23 protein-coding genes are annotated in these 25884 nt (G+C 31.2%); 16 read left to right on the top strand and 7 right to left on the bottom strand.

Annotated elements, in window-relative coordinates:
- The first annotated feature begins 63 nt into the window (after positions 1-63).
- Both guaA and NZ841_05070 read left to right on the top strand, forming a co-directional pair.
- The gene (gene guaA / locus NZ841_05075; GenBank protein MCS7202129.1) at positions 64-1587 is read left to right on the top strand and encodes a glutamine-hydrolyzing GMP synthase; all 1524 of its coding nucleotides are present in this window, start codon (positions 64-66) and stop codon (positions 1585-1587) included.
- A 10-nt stretch (positions 1588-1597) separates the two neighbouring features.
- Positions 1598-2242, top strand: a complete 645-nt coding sequence (locus NZ841_05070) for a lactate utilization protein (GenBank protein ID MCS7202128.1) — start codon at positions 1598-1600, stop codon at positions 2240-2242.
- Here the strand turns inward: NZ841_05070 and NZ841_05065 are convergent.
- Positions 2239-2913, bottom strand: a complete 675-nt coding sequence (locus tag NZ841_05065) for a DUF554 domain-containing protein (protein MCS7202127.1) — start codon at positions 2911-2913, stop codon at positions 2239-2241. The two genes, NZ841_05070 and NZ841_05065, sit on opposite strands and share 4 nt — an antisense overlap.
- 70 nt (positions 2914-2983) lie before the next feature.
- Here NZ841_05065 and NZ841_05060 point away from each other — a divergent pair, with 70 nt between their 5' ends.
- From NZ841_05060 to NZ841_05045, 4 genes are all read left to right on the top strand, one after another.
- Positions 2984-3508, top strand: a complete 525-nt coding sequence (locus NZ841_05060; GenBank protein MCS7202126.1) for an NTPase — start codon at positions 2984-2986, stop codon at positions 3506-3508.
- Positions 3509-3552: 44 nt separating this feature from the next.
- Positions 3553-5940: a heavy metal translocating P-type ATPase gene (locus tag NZ841_05055; GenBank protein MCS7202125.1), complete on the top strand. Its 2388-nt coding sequence runs from the start codon at positions 3553-3555 to the stop codon at positions 5938-5940.
- Positions 5941-6096: 156 nt separating this feature from the next.
- Positions 6097-7320, top strand: a complete 1224-nt coding sequence (locus NZ841_05050) for a DUF438 domain-containing protein (protein ID MCS7202124.1) — start codon at positions 6097-6099, stop codon at positions 7318-7320.
- A 12-nt stretch (positions 7321-7332) separates the two neighbouring features.
- Positions 7333-7479, top strand: a complete 147-nt coding sequence (locus NZ841_05045; GenBank protein MCS7202123.1) for a YHS domain-containing protein — start codon at positions 7333-7335, stop codon at positions 7477-7479.
- Between the two features lie 39 nt (positions 7480-7518).
- On the opposite strand, the gene NZ841_05040 is transcribed toward NZ841_05045, so the two are convergent.
- Positions 7519-8289 (bottom strand): alpha/beta fold hydrolase, encoded by a 771-nt coding sequence (locus tag NZ841_05040; protein ID MCS7202122.1) that lies wholly within the window; start codon positions 8287-8289, stop codon positions 7519-7521.
- 323 nt (positions 8290-8612) lie between these two features.
- Between NZ841_05040 and pyrR the strand changes: the two genes are divergently transcribed.
- Genes pyrR through pyrF form a run of 6 tightly spaced genes read left to right on the top strand, consistent with a single transcriptional unit; the run spans position 8613 to position 13787 of the window.
- The gene (gene pyrR, locus NZ841_05035) at positions 8613-9164 is read left to right on the top strand and encodes a bifunctional pyr operon transcriptional regulator/uracil phosphoribosyltransferase PyrR (GenBank protein MCS7202121.1); all 552 of its coding nucleotides are present in this window, start codon (positions 8613-8615) and stop codon (positions 9162-9164) included.
- Positions 9165-9175: 11 nt separating this feature from the next.
- On the top strand, positions 9176-10120 hold the full coding sequence (locus tag NZ841_05030) for an aspartate carbamoyltransferase catalytic subunit (protein MCS7202120.1): 945 nt from the start codon (positions 9176-9178) through the stop codon (positions 10118-10120).
- The gene (locus NZ841_05025) at positions 10101-11399 is read left to right on the top strand and encodes a dihydroorotase (protein MCS7202119.1); all 1299 of its coding nucleotides are present in this window, start codon (positions 10101-10103) and stop codon (positions 11397-11399) included. The genes NZ841_05030 and NZ841_05025 overlap by 20 nt, the downstream gene beginning before the upstream one ends.
- A complete protein-coding gene (locus NZ841_05020; GenBank protein ID MCS7202118.1) occupies positions 11396-12145 on the top strand; it encodes a dihydroorotate dehydrogenase electron transfer subunit in 750 nt (249 codons plus the stop codon). Before NZ841_05025 ends, NZ841_05020 begins: the two co-directional genes overlap by 4 nt.
- Positions 12142-13062 carry a dihydroorotate dehydrogenase gene (locus tag NZ841_05015; protein MCS7202117.1) on the top strand — a complete coding sequence of 307 codons (921 nt, stop codon included), beginning with the start codon at positions 12142-12144 and terminating at the stop codon, positions 13060-13062. Before NZ841_05020 ends, NZ841_05015 begins: the two co-directional genes overlap by 4 nt.
- Positions 13059-13787 carry an orotidine-5'-phosphate decarboxylase gene (pyrF, locus tag NZ841_05010; GenBank protein ID MCS7202116.1) on the top strand — a complete coding sequence of 243 codons (729 nt, stop codon included), beginning with the start codon at positions 13059-13061 and terminating at the stop codon, positions 13785-13787. Before NZ841_05015 ends, pyrF begins: the two co-directional genes overlap by 4 nt.
- Positions 13788-13958: 171 nt before the next feature.
- Here pyrF and feoB read toward each other — a convergent pair whose 3' ends face one another.
- The 3 genes from feoB to NZ841_04995 are packed head-to-tail and all read right to left on the bottom strand — an operon-like array spanning position 13959 to position 16604.
- Positions 13959-15929: a ferrous iron transport protein B gene (feoB, locus tag NZ841_05005; protein MCS7202115.1), complete on the bottom strand. Its 1971-nt coding sequence runs from the start codon at positions 15927-15929 to the stop codon at positions 13959-13961.
- Complete coding sequence (locus tag NZ841_05000) at positions 15910-16152, bottom strand: ferrous iron transport protein A (GenBank protein ID MCS7202114.1); 243 nt, start codon at positions 16150-16152, stop codon at positions 15910-15912. The genes feoB and NZ841_05000 overlap by 20 nt, the downstream gene beginning before the upstream one ends.
- A gap of 2 nt (positions 16153-16154) precedes the next feature.
- Positions 16155-16604 carry a transcriptional repressor gene (locus NZ841_04995; protein ID MCS7202113.1) on the bottom strand — a complete coding sequence of 150 codons (450 nt, stop codon included), beginning with the start codon at positions 16602-16604 and terminating at the stop codon, positions 16155-16157.
- 154 nt (positions 16605-16758) lie between these two features.
- On the opposite strand from NZ841_04995, the gene NZ841_04990 reads away from it, so the two are divergent.
- The 4 genes from NZ841_04990 to gap all read left to right on the top strand — a co-directional run bounded on the left by NZ841_04990 (position 16759) and on the right by gap (position 22391).
- On the top strand, positions 16759-17481 hold the full coding sequence (locus NZ841_04990; protein MCS7202112.1) for an ABC transporter ATP-binding protein: 723 nt from the start codon (positions 16759-16761) through the stop codon (positions 17479-17481).
- Entirely contained in the window at positions 17478-18779 is a 1302-nt protein-coding gene (locus tag NZ841_04985) for an ABC transporter permease (GenBank protein ID MCS7202111.1), read from the top strand. The genes NZ841_04990 and NZ841_04985 overlap by 4 nt, the downstream gene beginning before the upstream one ends.
- Before the next feature lie 86 nt (positions 18780-18865).
- Positions 18866-21295, top strand: a complete 2430-nt coding sequence (gene leuS / locus NZ841_04980) for a leucine--tRNA ligase (GenBank protein ID MCS7202110.1) — start codon at positions 18866-18868, stop codon at positions 21293-21295.
- An 82-nt stretch (positions 21296-21377) separates the two neighbouring features.
- A complete protein-coding gene (gene gap, locus NZ841_04975) occupies positions 21378-22391 on the top strand; it encodes a type I glyceraldehyde-3-phosphate dehydrogenase (protein ID MCS7202109.1) in 1014 nt (337 codons plus the stop codon).
- A gap of 29 nt (positions 22392-22420) precedes the next feature.
- On the opposite strand, the gene NZ841_04970 is transcribed toward gap, so the two are convergent.
- Positions 22421-23524: a hypothetical protein gene (locus tag NZ841_04970; protein MCS7202108.1), complete on the bottom strand. Its 1104-nt coding sequence runs from the start codon at positions 23522-23524 to the stop codon at positions 22421-22423.
- Positions 23484-25868 carry an endopeptidase La gene (gene lon, locus NZ841_04965; GenBank protein MCS7202107.1) on the bottom strand — a complete coding sequence of 795 codons (2385 nt, stop codon included), beginning with the start codon at positions 25866-25868 and terminating at the stop codon, positions 23484-23486. The genes NZ841_04970 and lon overlap by 41 nt, the downstream gene beginning before the upstream one ends.
- Positions 25869-25884 lie beyond the last annotated feature (16 nt).

The raw sequence follows: 25884 nt of genomic DNA, 5'->3' as shown, positions 1-25884 counted from the left end.
CCATTCCCCCTTTTCTTAGGATCTTGTATAATATTCTATCACAATTTAAAGGAGTCTTTAAAAATGTTTTGTGTTATTGACTTTGGATCTCAATATACACAATTGATTGCAAGAAGGTTAAGGGAGATTAATGTATATTCCCTTATTTTTCCCCCAAATGTTAAAAGAGAGGATTTAGAAAAGAATAAAGTTGAGGGAATAATTCTATCAGGGGGACCTCAAAGTGTATATGACATAGATCTTGATATAGATTTGGAAATTTTTAAAATGGGAGTTCCAATTTTAGGAATTTGTTTTGGTTTTCAATTATTAACAAAAATTTTTGGGGGAAAGGTGAGGAAGGGAGAAAAGGGAGAATTTGGATTAACAAAAATAAGAATTGTAAAAAGGTCACTTCTTCTGGAAGGTTTAGAGGAAGAAGAAATTGTTTGGATGAGCCATCAAGATGTGGTCGAAGTTCTTCCTGAAGGATTTATTCCCTTAGCTTATACTGAAAATAATTTTATTGCATCTGCTGAATCTCAAGATTTCCCCTTTTATGCTTTACAATTTCACCCAGAAGTAAGTCATACAAAGAAGGGTAAAGAAATTTTGAAGAATTTTGTATTTAAGATCTGTAAAGCAAAAGAAAATTGGAATCTAGATAGGTTTATAGAGGAAAAAATAGAAGAAATAAAAGAAAGGGTAGGGGATAAAAAAGTTCTTTTAGCTGTAAGTGGAGGTATAGATTCATCTACATTAGCAGTATTTCTTCAAAAAGCTATAGGAGATAAGCTAACAGCAATCTTCGTAGATCATGGCCTATTAAGAAAGGGAGAAAAAGAGGAGGTAGAAAAAGCTCTTAAAAACTTAGGAGTTAATCTTGTTGTATTGAATTGTGAAGATAGATTTTTAGATAAATTGAAGGGAATAAAAGATCCAGAGGAAAAAAGAAAAATTATTGGACATGAATTTATAAATATCTTTGAAGAAAAAGCAAAAGAGTTAGGACCTTTTCATTATCTAGCTCAAGGTACTCTTTATCCTGATGTTATTGAAAGTGCCCACTCTTCTACAGGAAAACCTTCAAAAATAAAATCTCATCATAATGTGGGAGGACTTCCAGAGAAACTAAATTTTGAAATATTAGAGCCTTTTAGATATTTATTTAAAGATGAGGTAAGAGTAATTGCGAAAAAGTTAGGTCTTCCTGAGTTTTTTATTAAGAGACAACCCTTTCCAGGACCTGGATTAGCGGTAAGAATAATTGGAGATGTTACAAGGGAAAGATTAGAGATATTAAGATCTGCAGATTTTATTTTACAAGAAGAACTTAAGAAATGGAAAGATTACGAAAATATTTGGCAATCTTTTGCAGTACTTATTCCTATTAAAACGGTAGGAATAAAAGGAGATCAAAGATCTTATGAATATACTATTGCTATTAGAATTGTAGAAAGTGAAGATGGAATGACTGCTCAATGGGTAAAAGTTCCTTATGAAATCTTAGAAAAAGTTTCCACAAGAATTACTAATGAAGTTTCTGGTGTTAATAGAGTTGTTTATGATATTTCTAATAAGCCTCCAGCGACTATAGAATGGGAGTAGAGGTGAGAAGATGAAGGAATTAGAAAATTGGTTAGAAGAGAAAAGGTTAATGAGAGTTGAGAAGTTCTTGAAAGAAAGAGGATTTAATACTTTTTTGGTTCCTGATAAAGATTCTGCAAAAAATAAAATATTAGAAATTATTCCTAAAGAAGCAGTTATTGGTATTGGTGGAAGTGTAACCATAAGGCAAATTGGAATAATAGAAGAACTGGAAAAAAGAGGATATACTATATACCATCACTGGAAAGAGGGGTTAAGCCTTGAAGAAGATCTAGAAATAAGGAAAAAAGAATTATTGTCCGATGTATTTTTATCAAGTGTCAATGCTGTTACACTTTCCGGAGAATTAGTGAATATAGATGGTATAGGAAATAGAGTTTCTGCACAAATTTTTGGACCAAAACAGGTTATTGTTGTAGTAGGAAGAAATAAAGTTGTCATTAATTTAGAAACTGCTTTATGGCGTATAAAAAATATTACTGCTCCTTTAAATGCAAAAAGATTAAATTTAAATGTTCCCTGTGCAGATTTGGGCTATTGTGAAGAAGAATGTAAGTCACCTAATAAAATGTGTAGGGTTATTACAATTTTAAATGCTCCACCCTCAAGAACTCCTTTTTTTGTTATCTTAGTAAATGAAAATTTAGGTTTCTAAGGAAAAATTTTTAAAAGTAAAATTATAAAGATTAAAGAGGGGAGAAGGTTTGCAACTTTAATATTTTTTATTTCTAATAAATTTAAAGCTATACCGAGAACTAAAATTCCTCCAACAGCAGACATTTCTTGAACTACTAAATTGGTAAGGATTGGACTAATATAATGTGCCAAAAGAGTAATAAAGCCTTGTACAAAAAGAACAGAAAGAGAAGAAAAAGCAACACCGATACCCAAAGCAGATGCGAGAGCAATGGATGCGGTTCCATCCAAAAGGGATTTTGTTAGCAAAATTGTAGGAGTTTGTCCTAGTCCATCCTGAATAGATCCCATAATTGTCATGGGACCAATACAATAAAGAAGGCTTGCTGTTAAAAATCCTTTTGCAAAGTCTCCCTTTTCTCTGCTGAATTTTTCTTCTACTTTATTTGATATTTTTTTAAAAATATCATCCAGCCTAATTAATTCTCCCAATATTCCACCAAGAACAAGGCTAAATACAAGATGTAAGAACTTTTCTCCCTTTAAGGTCATCTGCAGTCCTAGAGGAATACAGACTAATCCGAGGGCATCCATGAGTAGTTTTCTCATACTTTCTGAGAAACGTTCTTTTAATATTAAACCAATAATACTACCAATAAATACTGCTATACTATTTATTATTGTTCCCATTTAGCTTAATAAGTTATCATAAATTTAATATTAAGTAAAGAGTACTAATTTATAAGAAATTTAGAGAAATATGAAAATTTTTATAACAGGACAACCTGGTGTAGGAAAGACTACTTTACTTAAGAAAATTGATAGATTCTGCAGAGATATAGGATTGACAACTTTTGGGTTTATTACTGAAGAGGTAAGAGAAGGAAAGAATAGAATTGGATTTGATTTTATTAATCTTAAAACCAATGAAAGATATAATTTCGCATCTATTTACAAAATTACGCCCTATAAATTTGGTAAGTATTATCTAAATATAGATAAATTTGAGGAAATAATTGAACAAATTTTTTATCAAGAAGGAGATATATTTATTCTTGACGAAATAGGAAGAATGGAATTTTATTCTGAGAAATTTAAGAAAAGAATATTGGAATATCTAGAAAGGGATAAAAATATTATTGCTTCTTTACATAGAGATTTCGTGAATATCTTTAAAAAATATGGAAAGATTTATCAATTGACTTATGAAAATAGAGATCTTGTTCTAAAAGAAGTTGAAAGGGAAATTTTAAAAAACTTTAATCTTGATTTCCTACTAAAATAGTATAAAATATAAGAGGAAATCTTAATAAAAGGAAAGGAGATTATATGGTAAGAAGATTGGAAATACCTATATCAGGAATGAATTGTATAAGCTGTGCTTTAAATATAGAAAAGGCTCTAAGGGATATAGAGGGTATTAAAGAGGTAAAAGTTAATTTTCCTTTAGAGAAAGTAGAATTTGAGGGGGATAATATAGATATTCCAAAAATAAAAGAAAAAATTGAGTCTCTAGGATATTCTGTTCCTACAATAAGAATTAATTTGCCCATAATAGGAATGAGCTGTGTTAGTTGTGCAAGAAGAATTGAGGACGCTATAAAGAATTTAGATGGAATTTTGAAGGGAGAAGTAAACTTTATAAAAGAAGAAATTTATTTGGAATATATTCCTTCTATTATTAGTGTAAAAACAATTCAGAAAGTAATAAAAGATCTTGGATACGAAGTTTTAGATCCTAAAAAAGAAAACTTTGAGAATGAGATAGAACTCCAGAAGCGAAGAGATTTAATAGATATAAAAAGAAGACTGTTTATAAGTTTAATTTTTACAATACCTGTTTTCTTAGGAAGCATATTTCTAAAATTTTCTCCATTAATTCTCTTTTTTTTAGCAACACCTGTACAATTTTATGGAGGATATAGATTTTATAAAAGTGCAATTTCTGCTTTAAAATATAAGTTAGCAAACATGGATACTCTTGTATCTTTAGGTACAACTTCTGCATATCTTTATAGTGTTCTTGCTACTTTTTATCCTTCTTTTTTTACTGGAACAAATATTTCTCCAGAATTATATTATGATACATCTACTGTGATTATTACTTTTGTTTTGTTAGGAAGATATTTAGAAAATAAAGCTAAAAATAAGACATTTCAAGCTATTAAAAAACTTATTTCTCTTAAACCTGAAACAGCTATTGTAAAAAGAGGAGAAAATTTCGAGGAGATTCTCACAGAAGAAGTGATTAAGGGGGATCTAATTTTAGTAAAACCATCTATGAGAATTCCTGTTGATGGAGAGATTATAGAGGGCTTTTCCTCAATTGATGAATCCATGCTAACTGGAGAAAGTGTTCCAAAGGAGAAGGGTAGGGGAGATAGAGTCTTTGCAGGAACAATAAATTTAAATGGGGTTTTAAAAATAAAAGCTGAAAAAGTTGGTAGTGATACTGTTTTATCAAGAATAATAAATTTAGTTGAAAAAGCTCAAAGTACAAAAGCGCCAATTCAAAGATTGGTAGATAAAATTGCAAATATTTTTGTTCCCACGGTATTGAGTTTATCCTTAATAACTTTTCTTTTATGGTATTTTTTTGGCCCTCAGCCTTCTTATAAATATGCTCTTATAACCTTTGTATCTGTATTAGTAATTGCTTGTCCTTGTGCCCTTGGTCTTGCAACTCCTACTGCTCTTGTTGTGGGTATAGGAAGATCCGCTCAGCTTGGAGTTTTAATTAAAGGAGCAGAGATTTTGGAAAAAATTGATAAAGTAGATACCGTAATTTTTGATAAAACGGGAACTCTTACTGAAGGAAGTCTTAAACTTTCTGATATTATACCTTTAAATAATTATAAAAAGAAAGAAATTTTAGAAATCGCATATTCATTAGAAAAATTTTCAGAACATCCTATAGCAAAGAGAATAGTGGAGGAAGGAGAAAGACTAAATTTAGAATCTATATCTCTGGAAAATGTTAGAGAAATTCCTGGTTTTGGAGTAGAAGGAATTTTTAATGAAAAAAAGTTTTTTATAGGTAAATTAGAAAGTATACCTCCTAATCTAAGAAATATTACTAATAGTCTATTAAAAGAATCAAAAACCTTAATTTTCCTTTTAGAAGATGAAAAGACTATAGGTATCCTTTCTTTTCAGGATAAATTAAAAGAGGAATCAAAAACCGTAATAAAAAAGCTAAAAGATATGGGATATAAAGTAGGCATGATTACTGGAGATAATAAATCTACAGCGAAAATTATAGCAGAAGAATTATCTGTTGATTTTTATTTTTCAGAAGTTCTACCAGAAGATAAACTGGAAAAAATCAAAGAGTTACAGAAAAAAGGTAAAAAAGTTGCTATGGTGGGAGATGGAATAAATGATGCTCCAGCTCTTTCTCAAGCGGATATTGGTATAGCAGTAGGATCAGGTACTGATATTGCGATAGAAGCGGGAGATATAGTTCTTACAAGAAATGACTTAAGAGGTGTCATTAGAGCTTTAGAATTATCAAAGAGAACTTTTAACACTATTAAATGGAATTTATTTTGGGCATTTATTTACAATATAATCGGAATTCCTATTTCTGCTGGAATATTGTATCCTTTTTTTAGAATTCTATTAAATCCAATGATAGCTGGAATTAGTATGGCACTTAGCTCTGTATTTGTAGTGAGTAATTCCTTGAGACTTAGAAGGTTTAATCCATCCATCTAGAAGGGAGGTGAAAGATATGTGTTTCTGGGGTTGGAGATTTCCTTACTTTGGTAATAGAGGTTTTTGGGATATTCCTTAAATGGGTGAGATAACTCAGGAAAAATATGAGAGAATTAAAAAATTATTAGAATTATAAAGTATTGGAGGGAATATTTTATGAGTGAACTCTTTGAAAAGAGAATAGATAAAAAAGAAATGATAAAGGAACTAATTAGAAAAATTCATAAAGGGGAGGATCCAGAAAAATTAAAAAGAGAATTTAAGGAACTTTTTGGGAGTGTAACCTCTACTGAAATTGCCCAGGTTGAGCAGGAGTTAATTCAAGAAGGAATGCCTCGAGAAGAAGTTATGAGATTATGTGAAGTACATCTTGCAGTGTTTCATGAGGCTCTTGAAAAGGAAAAACCATTGGTTCAGGCGGGACATCCCATATCTATACTCATGGAGGAACATAAAAAACTTATTGAGTTTTCTGATCTTTTAAAGAAAAAAATAGATGAGATTAAAAATATTGGAAATTTCGAATTAGGAAAGGAAATCTTCTCAGAAATTAAGGATATTGTAAAACATTTTAAAGAATCGGAAAAACACTATTTAAGAGAAGAAAATGTATTATTTCCCTATTTAGAGAAACATGGTATTAAGGAACCTCCTGCTATTATGTGGATGGATCATGATAAAATAAGAGCCATTAAAAAGGAGTTATATAAGATAATTGATAATTACGATAGTATGAACTTTAATGAATTTATAGAGAAAATTGAATTAACAGCTATTGAGCTTGGGAATATTCTTTCTTCTCACTTCTACAAAGAAAATAATATTCTTTTTCCTATGGGACTTCATGTAATTAATGAGGATGAGTGGAAAGATATTAGATTTCAATTTGATGAGATAGGATATTGTTGCTTTACTCCCTCAGAAGTTATTATTCCCATTGAGAAAGAAGTTAAAGAAGAGCTTTTTCAAAAAGAAAATGTAATACATCTTCCCTCTGGAAGCTTCTCCTTGAAAGAATTAGTGGCTGTTTTAAATACTCTACCTGTTGATATAACCTTTGTGGACATAAATGATAAGGTTAGATTTTTCAACGAAACAAAAGAGAGAATTTTTGTAAGAACAAGAGCTGTTATTGGGAGAAAGGTACAGCAATGTCATCCTCAAAAGAGTATTCATATTGTAGAGAAAATTCTTAATGAGTTCAAAAATGGAACGAAAGATCATGCTGATTTTTGGATCAATTTTAATGGAAGATTAGTATTAATAAGATATTTTGCTGTGAGAGATAAAGATGGTAATTATTTGGGAACTTTAGAGGTTACTCAAGATATTACAGATATTAAAAAGATTGAGGGAGAAAAAAGACTTCTTGATTGGTAAGGAGGTGATTTAATGGCAAAAGATCCTGTTTGTGGAATGGAAGTTGATGAAAAAGATCCACCTGCATTTTCAGAATATAAAGGAAAAAAGTTTTATTTTTGTAATAAGGCTTGTAAGATTAAGTTTGAAGAGAATCCTGAGAAATATTTGAAGGAATAAAATTTTTAATTTTAAGGGGAGCACAAGCTCCCCTTATTTTTATAAAGTTCTTTTAAACCAATCTACTGTTTTTTCAATTACTTTTTCTTCCCATTCTATAGAATTGAAAGTATGATCTGCTCCTTCAATTACCACTAATTCCACTTTATGAGTTTCTTTAAGACCATTGTAATAATCATAAGCATGTTGGAGGGGTACTAATAAATCTTCACTACCATGAATTATAAGAACTGGAATAGATCTTTTTTTAATTTCCTCCAAAGGTTTTATATTCGTAATTTCTGCTAAAAATCTTTTTCCTACAGGATTTCCTCCTAAGTCAATAAAATCTCCGTAATCTTTTATCTTTTGAACTTCTTCTGGAGGTCTATTGAAGAAAATATCAAAATGACATACTGCAGCCCAAAGAACACAAGATTTTACTAAAGGACTTCTTCCAGAAGTTAAACTTGCTACAGCTCCTCCCATAGATAATCCAAGAATTCCAATTTTCTCTTTATCCACAAAGTCATTTTTTGATAAATATTCTAATGCGATTAGAGCATCCGAGACTTCTCCTTCCACAGTCATATCCTTAAAGGATCCTTCACTATCCCCAGAACCTCTAAAATCAATTCTCAAAGCTCCTATTCCTTCTTTTGTTAAAGCGGAAGCAGTGTTTACAAATATTCTGTGGGGTTCAACTTTTGTTCCCGTAAATCCATGACATAATAATACAAAGGGTGCTGGTGTTTTTTCTGGAATATGAATTACTCCAAAAATTTTCTGTCCCATATTTTCTAAGACTACAGGCTCTCTCCTTTCTAACATTTCTACACCTCCTATAAATAAATTAGACATATTTATTATAATTCTTTTTGTTTTAAAATATAAAGTTTATGATCTATAGCTCAATCTTTCTAAATTTCTGGGTATATTCCTAAAAAATATTTTTTACCCTACTTATCTTCATACAAATTGTTTGACTTTTTTTTTCTTTCTTTCTATAATACTTAGGACCTTTAATTTAGCCCTGTGAGGCTAAAAAGGGAGGAAATTTGAAAAAATATTTTTATAAAAAAGAAGATAAAAGGCAGGCATACCCTAAAAAGGTAGAGCCTGCCTTTATTTTTATAGAAAGGAGGAAATTTTAGGTGATTTATCAAGAAAAGGCAAAAATCCTCGATAAGGAAGGGATAAGAAGATCTTTAAAAAGAATTGCCCATGAGATAGTGGAGAAAAATAAAGGTATAGATAATATTGTTCTAATAGGAATTAGAAAAAGAGGAGTTCCTCTTGCTCATAGACTTCAGAAATACTTAAAAGAGATAGAAGATAAAGAAATTCCTGTAGGAAGTTTAGATATAACTCTTTATAGGGACGACTTGAATCTTAGATTAGATCAGCCAGAGGTTGGAAAAACAGAAATTAATTTTTCAATAGAAGGAAAGGATGTGATATTAGTGGATGATGTTTTATATACTGGAAGAACAGTGAGATGTGCATTAGATGCTATTGTAGATTTAGGAAGACCAAAAACAGTTCAACTTGCTGTTTTAATTGACAGAGGCCATAGAGAACTTCCCATAAGAGCAGATTATGTAGGAAAAAATGTTCCAACTTCTAGAAAGGAGTTAATTGAAGTAAGGCTTGAGGAAACTGATGGAATAGATGAGGTAGTTATTGCAGAATGGAAAGAAGAGTGAGGTGATGAGTAATGTTATGGAAACATAAAGATCTATTAGGAATAGAAGGTTTAAAAAAAGAAGAAATAGAATTAGTTATCGAAACTGCTATTTCCATGAAAGAAATTCTAAAGAGAACTATTAAGAAAGTTCCTACTCTTCGAGGGAAAACCATATGCACTCTTTTTTATGAACCTAGCACAAGAACTAGATCTTCCTTTGAATTGGCGGCTAAATATTTAAGCGCAGATACTATGAGTATTTCTGTATCAGTAAGTAGTGTTCAGAAAGGAGAAAGTTTGTTGGACACGGTAAAGACTTTAGAAGCAATGGGAATAGATGCTCTTATTGTGAGACATAGTTCTTCAGGAGTTCCTTATCTTCTTGCAAATAATTTAAAATGTTCTGTAATCAATGCAGGAGATGGAATGCATGAACATCCAACACAAGCTCTTTTAGATGTATATACTGTTTTTGAAAAAAAGAAAAGAATAGATAATTTGAAGATCGCAATAATAGGGGATATAATGCACAGTAGGGTTGCTCGATCTAATATTTATGCATGGAGAATTCTAGGAAATAGTATAAACGTATGTGGACCGAGTACTCTAATTCCCCCAGGGATAGAAGATTTAGGTGTGAAAATAAGTTATAATTTAGATGATGCCATCGAAGATGCAGATATTATTTATATTTTAAGACTTCAATTGGAAAGGCAAAAGAAAGGACTTTTCCCTTCTTTAAGAGAATACCATTTATTATTTGGAATTACTCCTGAAAGATTAAAAAAGGCAAAGTCAGATGTTTTAGTAATGCATCCAGGTCCTATGAACAGAGGGGTTGAGATTTCATCAGAGGTTGCAGATAGTATTCATTCAGTTATAAATGAGCAAGTAACTAATGGTGTTGCTGTGAGAATGGCACTACTTTATCTATTATTAGGAGGAGGTAAAATAGATGAAACTTCTCATTCGTAATGCTCTTTTAATTTATCCTGAAAGAGAGTTTCAAGAAAAAAGAGATATATATATTGAGAATGGAATAATAAAGGAAATAGGTGATAATTTACATATTAATAATATTGATGAAGTTATTGATGGAGAAGGTAAAATAATAGTTCCAAGTATGACAGATATGCATACTCATTTGAGAGAACCTGGTTTTGAATGGAAAGAAGATTTATTATCAGGAAGTATGTCCGCTGTTGCAGGAGGTTTTACTTCTATAGCATGTATGCCTAATACTTCACCTCCTTTAGATCAAAGATCTTTTATAGAATATATTTATAAGCGAACAAAAGAAATAAATCTTGTTAATATCTATCCTATTGGAACAATCACAAAGGGAAGAGAAGGAAAAGAATTATCTGAAATGGGAGATATGTATTTGGCAGGAGCAAAGGGTTTCTCTGATGATGGAAGCTGTGTCATGAATAGTGAGATTTTAAGATGTGCCTTGGAATATTCAAAAATTTTCAATGTTCCAATAATAGAACATTGTGAGGATATTAACCTAACTCTTGAAGGATCTATAAATTGGGGAAAGACAGCTACTCTCTTAGGTTTAAAGGGAATGCCATGGACTGCTGAAGCGAGTATTGTGGCAAGGGATATATTTTTAGCCCAATTAACTCAAGGTAAACTACATATAGCTCATGTTTCATGTTGGCAGAGTATTGAAATGATTAGGTGGGCTAAAAAATATGGAATAAAAGTAAGCTGTGAGGTTACTCCTCATCATTTAATTTTAACAGAAGATTATGTAAAGGAAACTAACTATGATGCAAATACTAAAGTTAATCCTCCCTTAAGAACAAAAGAAGATCAAGAATCTCTATGGAAAGCTTTAGAGGAAGATATTATCGATGTTATTGTTTCTGATCATGCTCCCCATCATCAAGATGATAAACTAAAGGAGTATGATTTAGCAGAATTTGGAATATCAGGATTAGAAACTTTAGTTCCCTTAGTAATAACTTACGGCTATTTCCATAGAAAATTATCTCTGCCAAAACTTCTAAAGAAAATAAGTTATAATCCATCAAAAATTCTTAATATTCCATACATTCCTTTGGAGAAAGGAAATATAGCAAATTTAACAATCATTGATTTAAAGAAGGAAAAGATAGTAAATCCATTAGAATTCTTCTCAAAGGGTAAAAATACACCCTTTAAAGGATGGAATCTTAAAGGTTGGCCTATTCTCACTATAGTCAATGGAAAAATAGTTTTTAGAGAAGGGAAAATATTAAAATGATGGAAGACTTTGAAATAATTGAAAATGAAAGATTAGATAAAGATATATTTCTATTAAAACTTAAAAATAATGGTTCTTTTAGGGCATTACCTGGACAATTTGCCATGATAAAGATAAATGATTCTTATGATCCTCTTCTTTTAAGACCTTTTAGTTTCTACAATGTATCGCGAGAAGAAATAGAATTCTTATATCAAATTAAAGGTAAAGGAACGTATATATTAAGCAGGAAGATAAAAGGAAATAAATTAAAGATTATAGCTCCTTTAGGGACAAGTTTTCCTCTTCCCTCAGAAAATGAAAAAATAGCGATCGTTGGTGGAGGTATGGGAATTGTTCCCTTATCATTTCTTTTGAATTTTATTTCTGAAAAGAATATTAAAATCTACTCCTTTATTGGTTTTTCCACAAAAATTTCTAAAAAGATTTGGAAGGAATTTGAAAGAAAAAGTAGTTATTTTATAATTTCAACAGAAAATGGAACATTAGGAGAAAAGGGCAAAATTTTAGAGTTTGTAAAAGATTTAAATAAATTCGATAGAATTTATTCTTGTGGGCCTATTTCTATGCTTAAGGAATTATGGAAAAAAGTGGAAAACAAGAGCAAACTTTATCTTTCTTTAGAAGAAAGAATGGGCTGTGGAATTGGAATATGCTTAGGATGTGTATTTTATGGAAAAGAGAAGAATTTACATATATGTAAAGATGGACCCGTAGTTTCAGGAGGGGAGGTAAATTTTGAGTGAATTCTAATTTACAAATTAAAGTAGGAAGTCTTATATTTAAGAATCCTGTTCTATTAGCTTCAGGAACATCAGGTTTTGGTAAAGAAATATCTAAATTTTATCCCTTAGAAATCTTAGGAGGATTTGTAACTAAAAGTATAACCTTAAAACCAAAGAGAGGAAATCCACCCCCAAGAATTTGGGAAACCCCCTGTGGTCTGTTAAATTCTATAGGTCTAGAAAATCCTGGACTTGAAAAGTTTCTTGAGGAGGAAATGCCCTTTTTAGAAAAAATTAATACAAATATTTTTGTCTCTATTGCAGGTGAGAGTGTTAAGGAATATATAGAATTAGCAAAAAATTTGAAGGATTTAAAGATTTCAGGAATAGAGCTTAATATTTCTTGTCCTAATGTAGATAAAGGAGGAATATATTTTGGCTTAGATACAGATATTACTTACGAACTAACAAAAAGTGTTGTAAAAATATCTCAAAAACCTGTTTGGGTAAAATTGTCTCCTGAGACAGAAAGAATATTAATTCTAATAAATCTTCTAAAAAATGCAGGAGCAGAAGCGGTAGTTGTTTTTAACACCTTTTTAGGCTTAGCTATTGATTGGAGGATTAGAAAACCTATATTTAAAAGGATATTTGCTGGTTTGTCAGGACCGTCTATTAAACCTTTGGTTTTAAGATATATTTGGGAAATTTATGAGAAAGGCTTTCTTCCAATTGTGGGTTGCGGAGGAATAATGGAATTTGGGGATGTTATGGAATATATTTTGGCAGGGGCGTCTTTAGTAGAAATTGGAACCGCTAATTTTATTAACCCTAATATTGGAAAAGAAATTGTCTTAGAGCTTGAAAATTACTTTAGAGAAGAAAAAATTCAAGACTTGATAGGATTAGCTCATAAAAGAAAGGAGGATTTTTCATGAGAGATCCATTAATTGTTGCATTAGATTTTCCTACAGAATATCAGGCCCTGAAAATGGTGGAAAGTCTTTTACCTTTAGTGAAAAATTTTAAGGTAGGTTTGGAATTATTTGTTTCTGCTGGACCCCAAATTGTATCAAAAATAAAAAATATGGGAGGAGAAGTCTTTATTGATTTAAAACTATTCGACATACCTAATACCGTTGGAAGAACACTTGAGAAACTTATAGAATTAGATCCTATGATGATCACATTACATGTTTTAGGTGGGGAAGATATGTTAAGAAAGGCAGTGGAAATTACAAAAAACTACAAAATTAATAATAAAAAGGAAACCCCATATTTATTAGGAGTTACGGTCTTAACAAGTTTTTCAGAGGAAGGATTTAGAAGAAGTTGGGGAGTATCCCGTTCTCTTCCAGAACAGGTTCTTTTTCTAGCTCAATTGGCTCAAGAAACAGGTCTAGATGGGGTTATTGCATCACCTCAGGAAATAGAATTGCTTAGGAAAAATCTCAAAAAAAGGTTACTCATAGTAACTCCAGGAATAAGACTAACAAAAGATATAAAAGACGACCAGCAAAGAATAATGACCCCAAGAGAAGCCCTAGAGAAAGGATCAGATTATTTGGTAATTGGAAGACCAATCACTGCTCATCCTACTCCTTCTTCTGTAGTTCAGGAGATAAGGGCTCAGATATCAGACATACTTGAGAGCAGAATTTAGAGAAAGAGCAAGAGGTACAAGGGGAGGTGGATAGCTTTTCTTCTATATAACCTAAATCTCTTAGTTGAACTAAAATGAGTTTCCAGTCTTCATCAGTAAGATTAAATTTTTTCTTTATTTCTTTTTCACTTATAACTTTATTTTTTTCAAGATATTGAATAATTTTTTCAATCATAAGAAAAGAATCTTTCCTAGGTTATATATTAGAAAGGTAAAGATATAGGAAAAGACTAAAGAATAAATAATACTAAATAGCGTCCACTTTTTAGAGTTTGTTTCCTTATAAATTGTCGCAATAGTAGCAGCACAGGGAATATAAAGAAGTTGAAGAATCATAAAGCAATATGCAGTTAAAGGAGTAACTTCAGAAAGAAGAATAGTTCTTAAATTTTCTTCTGTAGCATGATAAATAGTGGATAAAGTAGTTAAACTTGCCTCTTTTGCTACAAACCCTGCAATGAGTCCTACTACTAATTGCCAGTTAAATCCCAGTGGGCTGAGAAAAGGAAGAAAAATTCTCCCTATGTATGCTAATAAGGAATTTTCCATATTATTAGATGGAAAATTTCCTAAAATCCAAACTATTGCAGATAGAAAAACCATAATGGTTCCTGCTCTTTGTAAGAATGCTTTTAATTTTTCCCATATATATATACCTATAGTTCTTGGATTAGGAAATTTATATAAAGGAAGCTCCATAATTAGTGGGGAAAAGGATGTTTTTAAAAGGAATTTTCTTATGATTTTTCCGCTAATAAATACAGCTATAAGGCTAATAACATATAAAGAAAGCAGAATAAAACCTGCATATTTAGGGAAGAAAATACTGGCAAAAAAAGCAGAAACAATAATTCTTGGAACGCATGGAATAAAAGGATTTAAAAGAGTTAATAATATTCTATCTTTTTCCTCCTCTATCGTTCTTCCCCCCATAATTCCCGGAACATTACATCCATAACTCATTATAAGAGGTAAAAAGGCTTTTCCATGAAGTCCCAGGATATGCATAATTCTATCAGTTACAAAAGCGACTCTTGCTAAATATCCTGTATCTTCTAATACTGCGAAGAAGAAAAAGAATATTATTATAAGAGGAATGAAGTTTAATAAGATGGAGATTCCTTCCCAAACTCCATTGAGAAGAAGTTCTTTCCAGAAGGATGGTAAAAAGAAGAAGATTTTTTCAAGAAGATTGTAAATAAGATTTATAAAATTTTCCCATGGCCCAATAAATAAATCATTTAAAGTATATGTCAACCAAAAAACTAGTCCTAAAGCTATAAGACTTATAGGGAGACCAAAAATGGGATGGGTAAACCAATAATCTAATTGGTCACTTATTGTTATAACTGGAGTTTTTGGTTTTTCTAGAGTATATGATAGAATTCTTTTGATCCAATCATATCGAGCGTTGGCTAAAATTATCCCAGTGTCTTCTCTTTTTCCTATTAATTTTTCAATTTCATCATAACTTATATTTTCTCTGACTAAGTTTTTTGCAATCTCATCACCTTCTAACAATTTTATAGCTATAAATCGTGAATTATATCCATGCAGATCTTTTGGTAATTTTTCTTCTATTCTTCCAATAATTTCTTCTAGATCACCATAATCTACCTTCTGGGGTAAATATTTTTGTTGTCCTTCAAAAATCTTTATAATTTTATCTACTAACTCTTCAATCCCTATTCCTTTATTTGCTATCATGGGAATTACTGGAATTCCTAGTTTTTCTTCTAATTTTTTAAAATCTACTCTATATTTTTTTTCAGAGAGAAGATCGATCATATTCAAAGCTAAAATAACCTGAGAGTATAATTCTAAAATTTGAGAGAGAAGATAAAGGTTTCTTTCTAAAGATGAGGCATCTGCAATAACTACAATAATATCTGGTTTTTCCTTAATTATAAAATCCCTTGCAATAATTTCTTCTACAGAGCGGGATGTAAGGCTATATGTACCAGGAAGATCAATAATTTCTAAAACGTAATTGTCCTTTATATGTATTCCCTCTTTCTTTTCTACAGTTTTGCCTGGCCAATTGCCAGTATGCTGTCTTAACCCAGTAAGAAGATTAAAAATGGTACTTTTTCCTACATTAGGATTTCCACAAAGAGCGACTCTAATCTTCTTTTTTTCCATTCTCCACCTCTACTATTATATTTTGAGCAATAACTCTTCCTAAAGCTAAGTTTGTATCTTTTACTTTAACAATTATAGGGCCAAAACTTTTCTGCATGAGGATTATCTCTTCTCCTGGAATTATTCCTAATTCTGCTAGTCTTAATATTCTTCCTTTTCCTCCTTTTATCGATAGGATCTTTCCTTTTTCTCCTTTATTCATTTCCAAAAGGGCTTTTACCATGGTTATACCCCCATATTTAACTTTCTTTTTACATCTTCTGGATATTTACTCTGGCAATCTTTACAAACCCCATAAATTTGAACCCTGTAAGAGGTTATTAAGAAATTACTACTATCTAATTCTTTTTTCCATTCCTTCAACCACTCTGGATTTTCTTCTACAATTTTTCCACATATAAGACATTGATAATGAAGATGTGGGGTTAGATTACTTTCGTAGTGTATATGTCTTTCTTCAAAGGAAATCTGTCTTATTAATCCTAATTTTTCAAGTAATTTACATGTTCTGTAAACAGAGGTGAAAGAAATATTTTTATTTTTTTGAGATAGTTTTTCATGAATTTCATTTAGTGAGAAATGTCCTTCTTTATTTTCCTCAAAAAATTCTAGAATTGCTACTCTTTGTTTACTCATTCTTAATCCAAGATCCTTAAAAGTTTTTCTTAACTCCATTCTCGTTTCTCCTTAATGAAAAATTTTTTCATTTATATTATATACTTAGTGAAAAATTTTTGCAATTATTTCGAGTTGTCTAACCCAAATTTAATTTTTTTTATTTATGTATGTTATACTTAAAAAAACGATTAAATAGGAAGGAGGAATTTTGATGGAAATAATTCTTCAGGTTAAGAATCTTAAAAAGAATTATGGAAATATTTCTGCATTAAAGGGAATAAGTTTTGAAGTAAGAAAAGGAGAAATTTTTGCTCTTATAGGTCCCAATGGTGCGGGAAAGACTACTACTTTAAGAATTATAGCAACTCTTCTTTCTCCTTCCGATGGAGAAGTATTCTTTAATGGGAAAAATATAAAAGAAAACCCTGATTTTGTAAGGGAGAATATTAGTTATTTGCCCGAAGAAGCAGGAGTCTATAAGAATATGAAAGGAATTGATTATTTGGAATTTATGGCAAATTTTTATGCTAAGGATGCAAGAGAAAAAGATATTTTTATTAAAAGAGCAATAGAGATTTCAGGCTTAGGAGAAAGATTAAAGGATAAAGTAGGAAGTTACAGTAAGGGAATGGTTAGAAAACTTCTTATTGCAAGGGCTCTTATGACAAAGCCTATTCTTGCTATTCTTGATGAACCAACTTCAGGACTTGATGTGATAAATGCTTTAGAAGTAAGGGAAATTATAAGAGAATATGTAAAAGAAGGCACTTCTGTTCTTCTTTCCTCTCATAATATGTTGGAAATAGAATTCCTATCCGATAGAGTTGCTCTTATAGATAATGGAAAGATTCTTGAAATGGGAACTTCTGAGGAATTAAAAGAAAAATACTCTTCAAGAAACTTAGAAGAAGTTTTTAGGAGGGTCATACAATGAAAAAATTTAATAATCTTCTTAAAAAGGAGATTAAAGAGCTTGTTACAGCACAGCTAATAATTTCTTTAGTTGCTGTGATTATCCTCTTTAGCTTTATGGGTAATTTAACAAAAAGCGAAATAAAAAAGAGTATCGAAAAAAAAGATCTTTATGTTTTAGATTTAGATAAATCTGCTCTTTCCATGGAGGTTTTAAATAATCTTTCTTTTGGAAATTTTAGGATAAAACTTATAAATAAATTAATAAAGGAAGAAAATAGAGAGAATGCAATCAAATATGCAAAGGAGAATAATATAAATTTCTTGATGATAATTCCAAGGGATTTTGAAAGGACAGTATCTCAATTTAAGTCAAAAGAAATTGAGATATATTCCTTTATAAAAAGCTTCTCTCTAGGAAGCACTATAGGATCTAACCTTATAAATCAAGTTATTGTTTCAGTTAATAGATATATTTCAAATAATTTTTTAAAATCTAAATTTCCCGAGATAGATCCCGATGATCTAAAAAATCCTATTAAAAGTAAAGAGTTTATTATTGTGAAAGATAAAATGGCGGAGGGATCAACTTCTCAAGTGATTAACATGGTTTATTCTCAATCCATTTTTATTCCTATTATATTAATGATGGTGATAATGTTTTCATCTCAAATGGTTCTTTCCGCTATTGCTATGGAAAAACAGGATAAAACCTTAGAAACTTTACTTACAGTACCTATAAGCAGAAAACAAATTGTTATTGCAAAAATGATGGGAGCAGGAATTGTAGGAGTAATTTCAGCAGGGATATACATGTTGGGATATAGATCTTTTATGACAGGAGTTATGGGAGATGTGAAAACTTCTGATATTACTTCTCAAGTTATACAAAAATTAGGACTGCAACTTACTCCTTCTGGATATTTTCTTTTAGGAGTCTCTCTCTTTCTTGCTATTCTATGTGCCTTAGCATTAGCTACAATTTTGGGTGTTTTGGCGGAAGATTTAAAGAGTGCTCAAGGTATGGCTTTACCCTTAATATTTCTTATCATGATTCCTTACTTTTTATCCCTTTTCTCTGATATAAACTCTTTATCTTTACCTTTAAAAATCTTTATATTGGCAATACCATTCACTCATCCCTTTCTTGCTTCTCAGAATATTCTTTTAGGGAATTATTCCATAGTAGCCTATGGGATAATTTATATGTTCGCAGTATTTGTTGTTTTAATTTTCATTTCTGCAAAGATTTTCTCTACAGATAGAGTTTTAACTATGAAGCTGAGATTTGGAGGAAAGAAATTATTGAAAGGATCATAATGGATTGACTTATCTCTTTACCTTCTTTCTTCCTTTATATATAATACACAATAAATTGTAAAAATCCTAAAAAGCGAGGGAGAGAGATGAAAAAATATAATCCTCAAGAGATAGAGCCAAAATGGCAGAAAAAATGGGAAGAAGATAGGATTTATTATGTAAAAGAAAGGAATGATAAACCTAAATTCTATTCCTTAGTAATGTTTCCTTATCCATCTGGAGATCTTCATATGGGACATATGAGAAATTATACCATTGGAGATCTTATTGCTCGATTTTATACCATGCGAGGATATAATGTTTTAAATCCTATGGGTTGGGATGCTTTTGGACAACCTGCAGAAAATGCTGCAATAAAGCATAAGGTTCATCCAAAGGAATGGACATATAAAAATATTGCAAGAATGAAGGAACAGTTATTTAAAATGGGAGTGGTTTATGACTGGGATAGAGAAGTTACTGCCTGCTCTCCAGATTATTATAAATGGACTCAATGGATCTTTTTAAAACTTTATGAAAGAGGACTTGCTTATAGAAAAAAGGCTCCTGTAAATTGGTGTCCAAATTGTAAAACAGTTCTTGCAAATGAAGAAGTAGTTGATGGAGGATGTTGGAGATGCAAAACAGAAGTGGAAAAAAAGGAATTTGAACAATGGTTTTTTAAAATAACAGAATATGCAGAAGATCTTCTTAAAGATTTGGATACTTTGGAACACTGGCCTGAAAAAGTTAAATTAATGCAAAAAAACTGGATAGGAAAGTCAGAAGGCTTAGAGTTTTATTTTGAGGTAAAAGATTCTCAGGAAAGAATTTATGTGTTCACTACAAGACCTGATACTATATTTGGAGTTACCTTTGTAGTTCTTGCCCCAGAACATCCATTAGTAGAAAAAATCACTAAGCCTGAATATTTAAATGAAGTTAGAGAATATATAGCAAAAGCAAAGAATAAGAGTGAACTTGAAAGAATAGCTTTTGAAAAGGAAAAGACTGGAGTGTTTACAGGAAGTTATGCTATTCATCCACTAACTAAAGAGTTAGTTCCAATTTATGTAGCAGATTATGTTCTTTATACTTATGGAACAGGAGCAATAATGGCAGTACCTGCTCATGACTCAAGGGATTATGAATTTGCTTTGAAATATAATCTTCCTATAAAGGTTGTAATTACTCCCTATGATGAAGAAGATCCAAAACTCCCTTATGAAGAAGAAGGGATTATGATAAATTCTTTTGAATATAGTGGGATGAAAAGTATTGATTTTTGGCACGAAATTATTAACAAATTTGAAAGCTTAGGAATTGGGAAAAGAAAGGTTCAATATAAATTAAGAGATTGGCTAGTATCAAGACAAAGGTATTGGGGAGCTCCTATTCCTATTATTTATTGCTCCAATTGTGGTATAGTTCCTGTACCCTATGAAGATCTTCCAGTGCTTCTTCCTGACATTTCTGATTTTGAACCAACAGGAACAGGAGAGAGTCCTCTTGCAAAGGTTCCAGAATTCGTGAATGTAAAATGTCCAAAATGTGGTGGTAATGCAAAAAGAGAAACAGATACTCTTGCTACTTTTGTAGATTCTTCTTGGTATTATTTTCGATATACTGATCCTCATAATGAAAAAGAGCCATTCTCAAGAGAAAAGGCAGAGTATTGGCTTCCTGTGGATCAATATACAGGAGGAATAGAACATGCAGTTTTGCATCTTCTCTATTCGAGATTTATTACAAAAGTCTTATATGATGCAGGATACAGTCCTGTGAAAGAGCCTTTTAAAAGATTATTTACTCAAGGAATGGTATATAAAGACGGTCAGATAATGTCTAAATCTTTAGGAAATATAGTTTCTGTAGATTATATGGTTGAAAATTATGGTGCTGATACTGCAAGACTTTTCATATTGTTTGTTGCTCCTCCAGAAGTTGATATGGAGTGGAGTGATGAAGGAGTTGAAGGTGCTCATAGATTCTTAAATAGACTCTGGAGATTAGTCTTAGAGGAAAGTGAAGTTAAAGAGAGGAATCCTAATGATGATAAAAGGTTAGAAAGAATTCTTCATAAAACCATAAAAAAAGTGACAGAGGATATAATTTCTTTCAAATTTAATACTGCTGTTGCTGCAATGATGGAATTTTTAAATGAATTAACAGATTATAAAAATAAATATGGTTCTACTGAACTGTTTAAAGAATGTATTAAAAATTTACTTTTGCTTTTAGCTCCCTTTGTTCCTCATATTACTGAGGAACTTTGGAAAGAATTAGGTTATGAATATAGTATTCACCTACAACAATGGCCATCTTATAATCCTGAATTAATAAAAGAAGAAATTATAACCTTAGTCATTCAAATAAATGGAAAAGTAAGAGATAGAGTAGATGTTAACGCGGATATTACCGAAGAAGAGGCCTTAAAGATTGCCCTTCAAAGAGAAAATGTCAAAAAATATTTAGGCAATAAAAATCCAAAAAAAGTAGTTTTTGTCCCAGGGAAACTTCTTAGTTTAAGTATTTAACTTTAAAGAATTTTTAACAGCTATTCGAATTTTACTATGATATAATTAACTTTAGAAAAATATTTAATTATGGAGGTGTGTTATGGCAGTAAAAGTAGGAATTAACGGGTTTGGTAGAGTGGGGAGACAAGCCTTAAAAGCTTTACTTGAATTTCATAAAGATAAAGTTGAAGTGGTTGCGGTAAACGATATTACAGACACAAAAACTCTTGCCCATTTATTTAAATATGATTCCAATTATGGAATTTATAAGGGGGAAGTAAAATATACTGATACATCAATTATTATTGATGGACATGAAATAAGAGTATTTTCTGAAAAAGATCCTGCAAAGCTTCCTTGGAAAGAACTTGGAGTTGAAATAGTAATAGAGTCCACAGGACTTTTTACTGATGCAGATAAGGCAAAGGTACACATAACTTCTGGAGGGGCAAAAAAAGTGATTATTTCTGCTCCTGCAAAAGGGGAAGATATTACCATTGTTCTTGGAGTGAACGAAGATAAATATGATCCAGAAAAACATCACATTATATCTAATGCATCTTGTACCACAAATAGTTTGGCACCAGTGGCAAAGGTTCTTTTAGATAATTTTGGAATAGAGAAAGGTTTAATGACTACTGTACATGCGTATACCAATGATCAGAGAATATTAGATCTTCCCCATAAAGATTTAAGAAGAGCAAGGGCAGCTGCATTGAATATAATCCCCACATCAACAGGAGCAGCAAAAGCTATTGGAAGGGTTATTCCCGAACTTGATGGTAAAATGCATGGGGTTGCTTTAAGAGTTCCTGTTCCTACAGTATCGGTGACAGATCTCGTATGTATAGTTCAAAAGGATGTAACAGTAGAGGAGGTAAATTCTGCTTTTAAGAAGGCAGCAGAAGGAAAAATGAAGGGAATTCTTGGTGTTACTGAGGAAGAGCTTGTTTCAGGAGATTTTAAAGGAACAACTTATTCTACTGTTGTTGATCTTCCATCAACTATTGTAATTGGAAATAATCTTGTAAAAGTATTTGCTTGGTATGACAATGAGTGGGGATATTCTTGCAGGTTAGCAGATATAACAAGATTAGTTGCGGAGAAGCTATAAATTAAGGGGGGATTTATCTCCCCCCATTTTTAAAATCTTAAAATTGCACCAATATTTTCGATTTTTTCTCCTAAATTTTTATCTTTAATAAATATAAGTTTTGCTTTTTTATTAATAGCTTCTTCTATAATTTCATCTACAATATCATTTCTTTTCGCCATTTTTATATTGCAAAAAGGACATTCTGTTAAATATGGACTTATATAGGAACATTTTGGACATTGAAATCCTTCTTTTTCAAAATTTTCTGTAACTAATAATGTTTGGATTCTGTCTTCATGTACCACAAAAGCAACCTCTTCTAATCCATAAGTAGAATCTTTCCCTTTTTTGGTATTCACAAAAATTCTTTCTACTAACTCTCTTGTTTCCCTTTCTTCATATTCACTAATGAATTTTTCAACTTTATCTAATAATTCCTTTATAGGAGAAGTAATCTCAAGATTGAGTTCTCCAACTATTCTTTCCTTGAAGTTTTTGGGTAATAACTCTTTAAATTCCGATACAGTATGAGAACTTCCTCCTATTATGATTCTTTTATCATTATTAATTTTTTTTATAAAATCAATTACATCCCTTAAATGCCAAATAACATGAATTTCATGCCATCTTTGCCAGTCCGATGTTTCCCATCCTCCCTGTTTATGTTTCTTTGGAACCTCACTCTCAACTTCTCCCTCTTCTTTTAACATTCCCAAATGATAAGTGAAAATTCTTGCTTTATCTTTAGCTAATAATATTATCAAATATGGATTTTGGGATGCTAATAATCTAATAATAGGTTTTGTATAAGGATCTTTATCTATTACTAACTTGGATTTTAATGAGGGATAAAGAGGATAAACTTCGAACCAGTTTTTTGCACTACAGCTGAAAATAACCAGAGTATTTACAGAAGTATTAATTTCTTGATCAAGAAAATTGGAGATTTTTTCTGCATCATCCAAAAGAGATTTTTTTATTTCTCTGTCTTCTGCAGAAAAATTTAATATTTCTTTTTGGAAGTTTTTCCAAATCAATCTATATTCACCCTTAGGATATTCTAAGGGTGAAATATTCAAATATAGGGAAGTTATAAGAAAAGGAGAAAAATTAAGACTCCCTAACCTCTTCAAGTTTTCTTTTAGTATCATCTTTTTTCACCTCCAATAAAGCTAATTGGAGGACTTCATCAGCATGTTCTACGAAATAGAATTTAAGTTCCTTTTTAACCTGCTCTGGAATCTCTTCTAAGTCTTTCTCATTTTCTTTTGGCATAATAACTGATGTTAATCCTGCTCTATGGGCAGCTAAAACTTTTTCTCTTATTCCTCCTACAGGAAGCACTTTTCCTCTTAAAGTTATTTCTCCTGTCATTCCTATATCCTTTTTAACGGGTCTACCAGTAAAGGCAGATGCAAGAGCAGTAGCTATGGTTATTCCTGCGGATGGACCATCTTTGGGAATAGCTCCTGATGGTAAATGAATGTGAACATCGGATTTTTCGAACATATCGTAACTTATGTTTAAATCCTTAGACTTTGATCTAACATAAGATAGTGCTGTTTTTGCAGACTCTTGCATTACTTCTCCTAATTTACCTGTTAATATCAAATTACCCTTTCCTTCAACGACTAATACCTCTACAAACAGTACATCTCCTCCTGCTTCTGTCCATGCAAGTCCTGTTGCAACACCAATTTCATCTTTTTCACCTTTTAATCCATAGATATATTTTGAGGGTCCTAAATACTTATGAATATTTTCCTCATTAACGATCACTTTCTCGTTTATACTTCCTTCTGCGTATCCCTTGGCTACTTTTCTACATATAGTAGCAATTTCTCTTTCTAAATTTCTTACACCTGCTTCTCTTGTGTATTCTCTTATTATCTTTTTAATTGCAGATTCTTCAAATTCTAATTTATCCTGATCCAAGCCGTGCTCTTTTAATTGTCTTGGAATCAAATATCCTTTAGCAATTCCGATTTTTTCTAATTCTGTATATCCTGGAAGTTCTAAAACTTCCATTCTATCTAATAGGGCAGGAGGAATTGTGTAAAGAACATTAGCTGTTGCAATAAACATCACCTTGGAGAGATCAAAAGGAACTCCAAGATAATTATCTACGAAATTATTATTTTGTTCTGGGTCTAAAACTTCTAACAAAGCAGCAGCAGGATCTCCTCTAAAATCTGTACCTATCTTGTCAATTTCATCTAACATAAATACTGGATTATTAGATTCTGCTTTTCTCATTCCCTGAATTATTCTTCCTGGTAATGCTCCTACATAGGTTCTTCTATGTCCCCTTATCTCTGCCTCATCTCTAATACCTCCGAGCGAAATTCTTACAAACTTTCTTCCTAAAGCTCGTGCAATTGATTTTCCAAGAGAAGTCTTTCCAACTCCAGGTGGTCCTACAAAACAGAGAATTGGACCTTTCATGTCTTCTTTCATTTTTCTAACCGCTAAATACTCTAGAATTCTTTCTTTTATTTTTTCTAAATCATAATGATCCTCGTCTAGAACCTGGGCAGCTTTTTGAATATCTAAGTTATCAATAGTACTCTTACTCCAAGGAAGAGAAATCATCCAGTCCAAATATGTTCTTGTTACAGTATATTCTGCAGATGCAGGAGGCATTTGAGCTAGTCTTTCCAATTCTCTTTCCGCTTCTTTCATGGCTTCAGGAGGTAATTTTGCATCTTGTAATTTTTGTCGAAGTTCATTTACTTCCATCTCTCTTGGATCTATTTCTCCTAATTCCTTTTGTATTGCTTTCATTTGTTGTCTTAAGAAGTATTCTCTTTGACTTTTTTCTATCTCATTCTTTACATCATTTTGGATTTTATTAGCTATTTCAAGAATTTCAATTTCTCGAGTTAAAAAATAGGTTAATTTCTGAAGTCTTTCTTTTATATCTATAGTCTCTAAGATTTCCTGTTTTTCATTTACATTAATATTTATATTAAAGGCAATAAAGTCTGCCAATCTTCCTGGATCCTGAATATTCATTGCATTAATTAAAAGTTCTTCAGGAAATTGAGGAATTAAAGATGCCATCTTCTGGAATAGAGAAATAAGATTTCTCATTGCACCTTCTATTTCAATAGTTTTTTCATAGGATTCACTTATCACAGATATCTTTGCTTTAAAATATGGATCACTTTGAATAAACTCTTCAATTCTAATTCTTTGAAGTCCCTGAACAAAAAGTCTTATAGTATTGTCAGGAAATCTTAACATTCTTACAATAATACCAACAGTTCCAATTCTATGAATATCATCATAAGTTGGTTCTTCAATAGGAGATTTTTGCATACAAAGTCCAATAAGTTTATTTCCTGAAATGGCATCTTCTATAAGCTTTAAACTTTTTTCTCTTCCTACCACTAAAGGAATTAACATTTGAGGATAAACTACTGTCTCCCTCAACGGAAGGATAGGCAGGATCTCTGGAATATTCTCAATACCTTTTAATTCCTGCTCGTCCATTTAATCTTTCCTCCTT

The sequence above is a fragment of the Dictyoglomus sp. genome (assembly GCA_025060475.1).
In the GTDB taxonomy this organism is placed as follows: Bacteria; Dictyoglomota; Dictyoglomia; order Dictyoglomales; family Dictyoglomaceae; genus NZ13-RE01.
The sequence above is the reverse complement of the archived record's forward strand: the minus strand, read 5'-3'. Positions and strand labels throughout refer to the sequence as shown.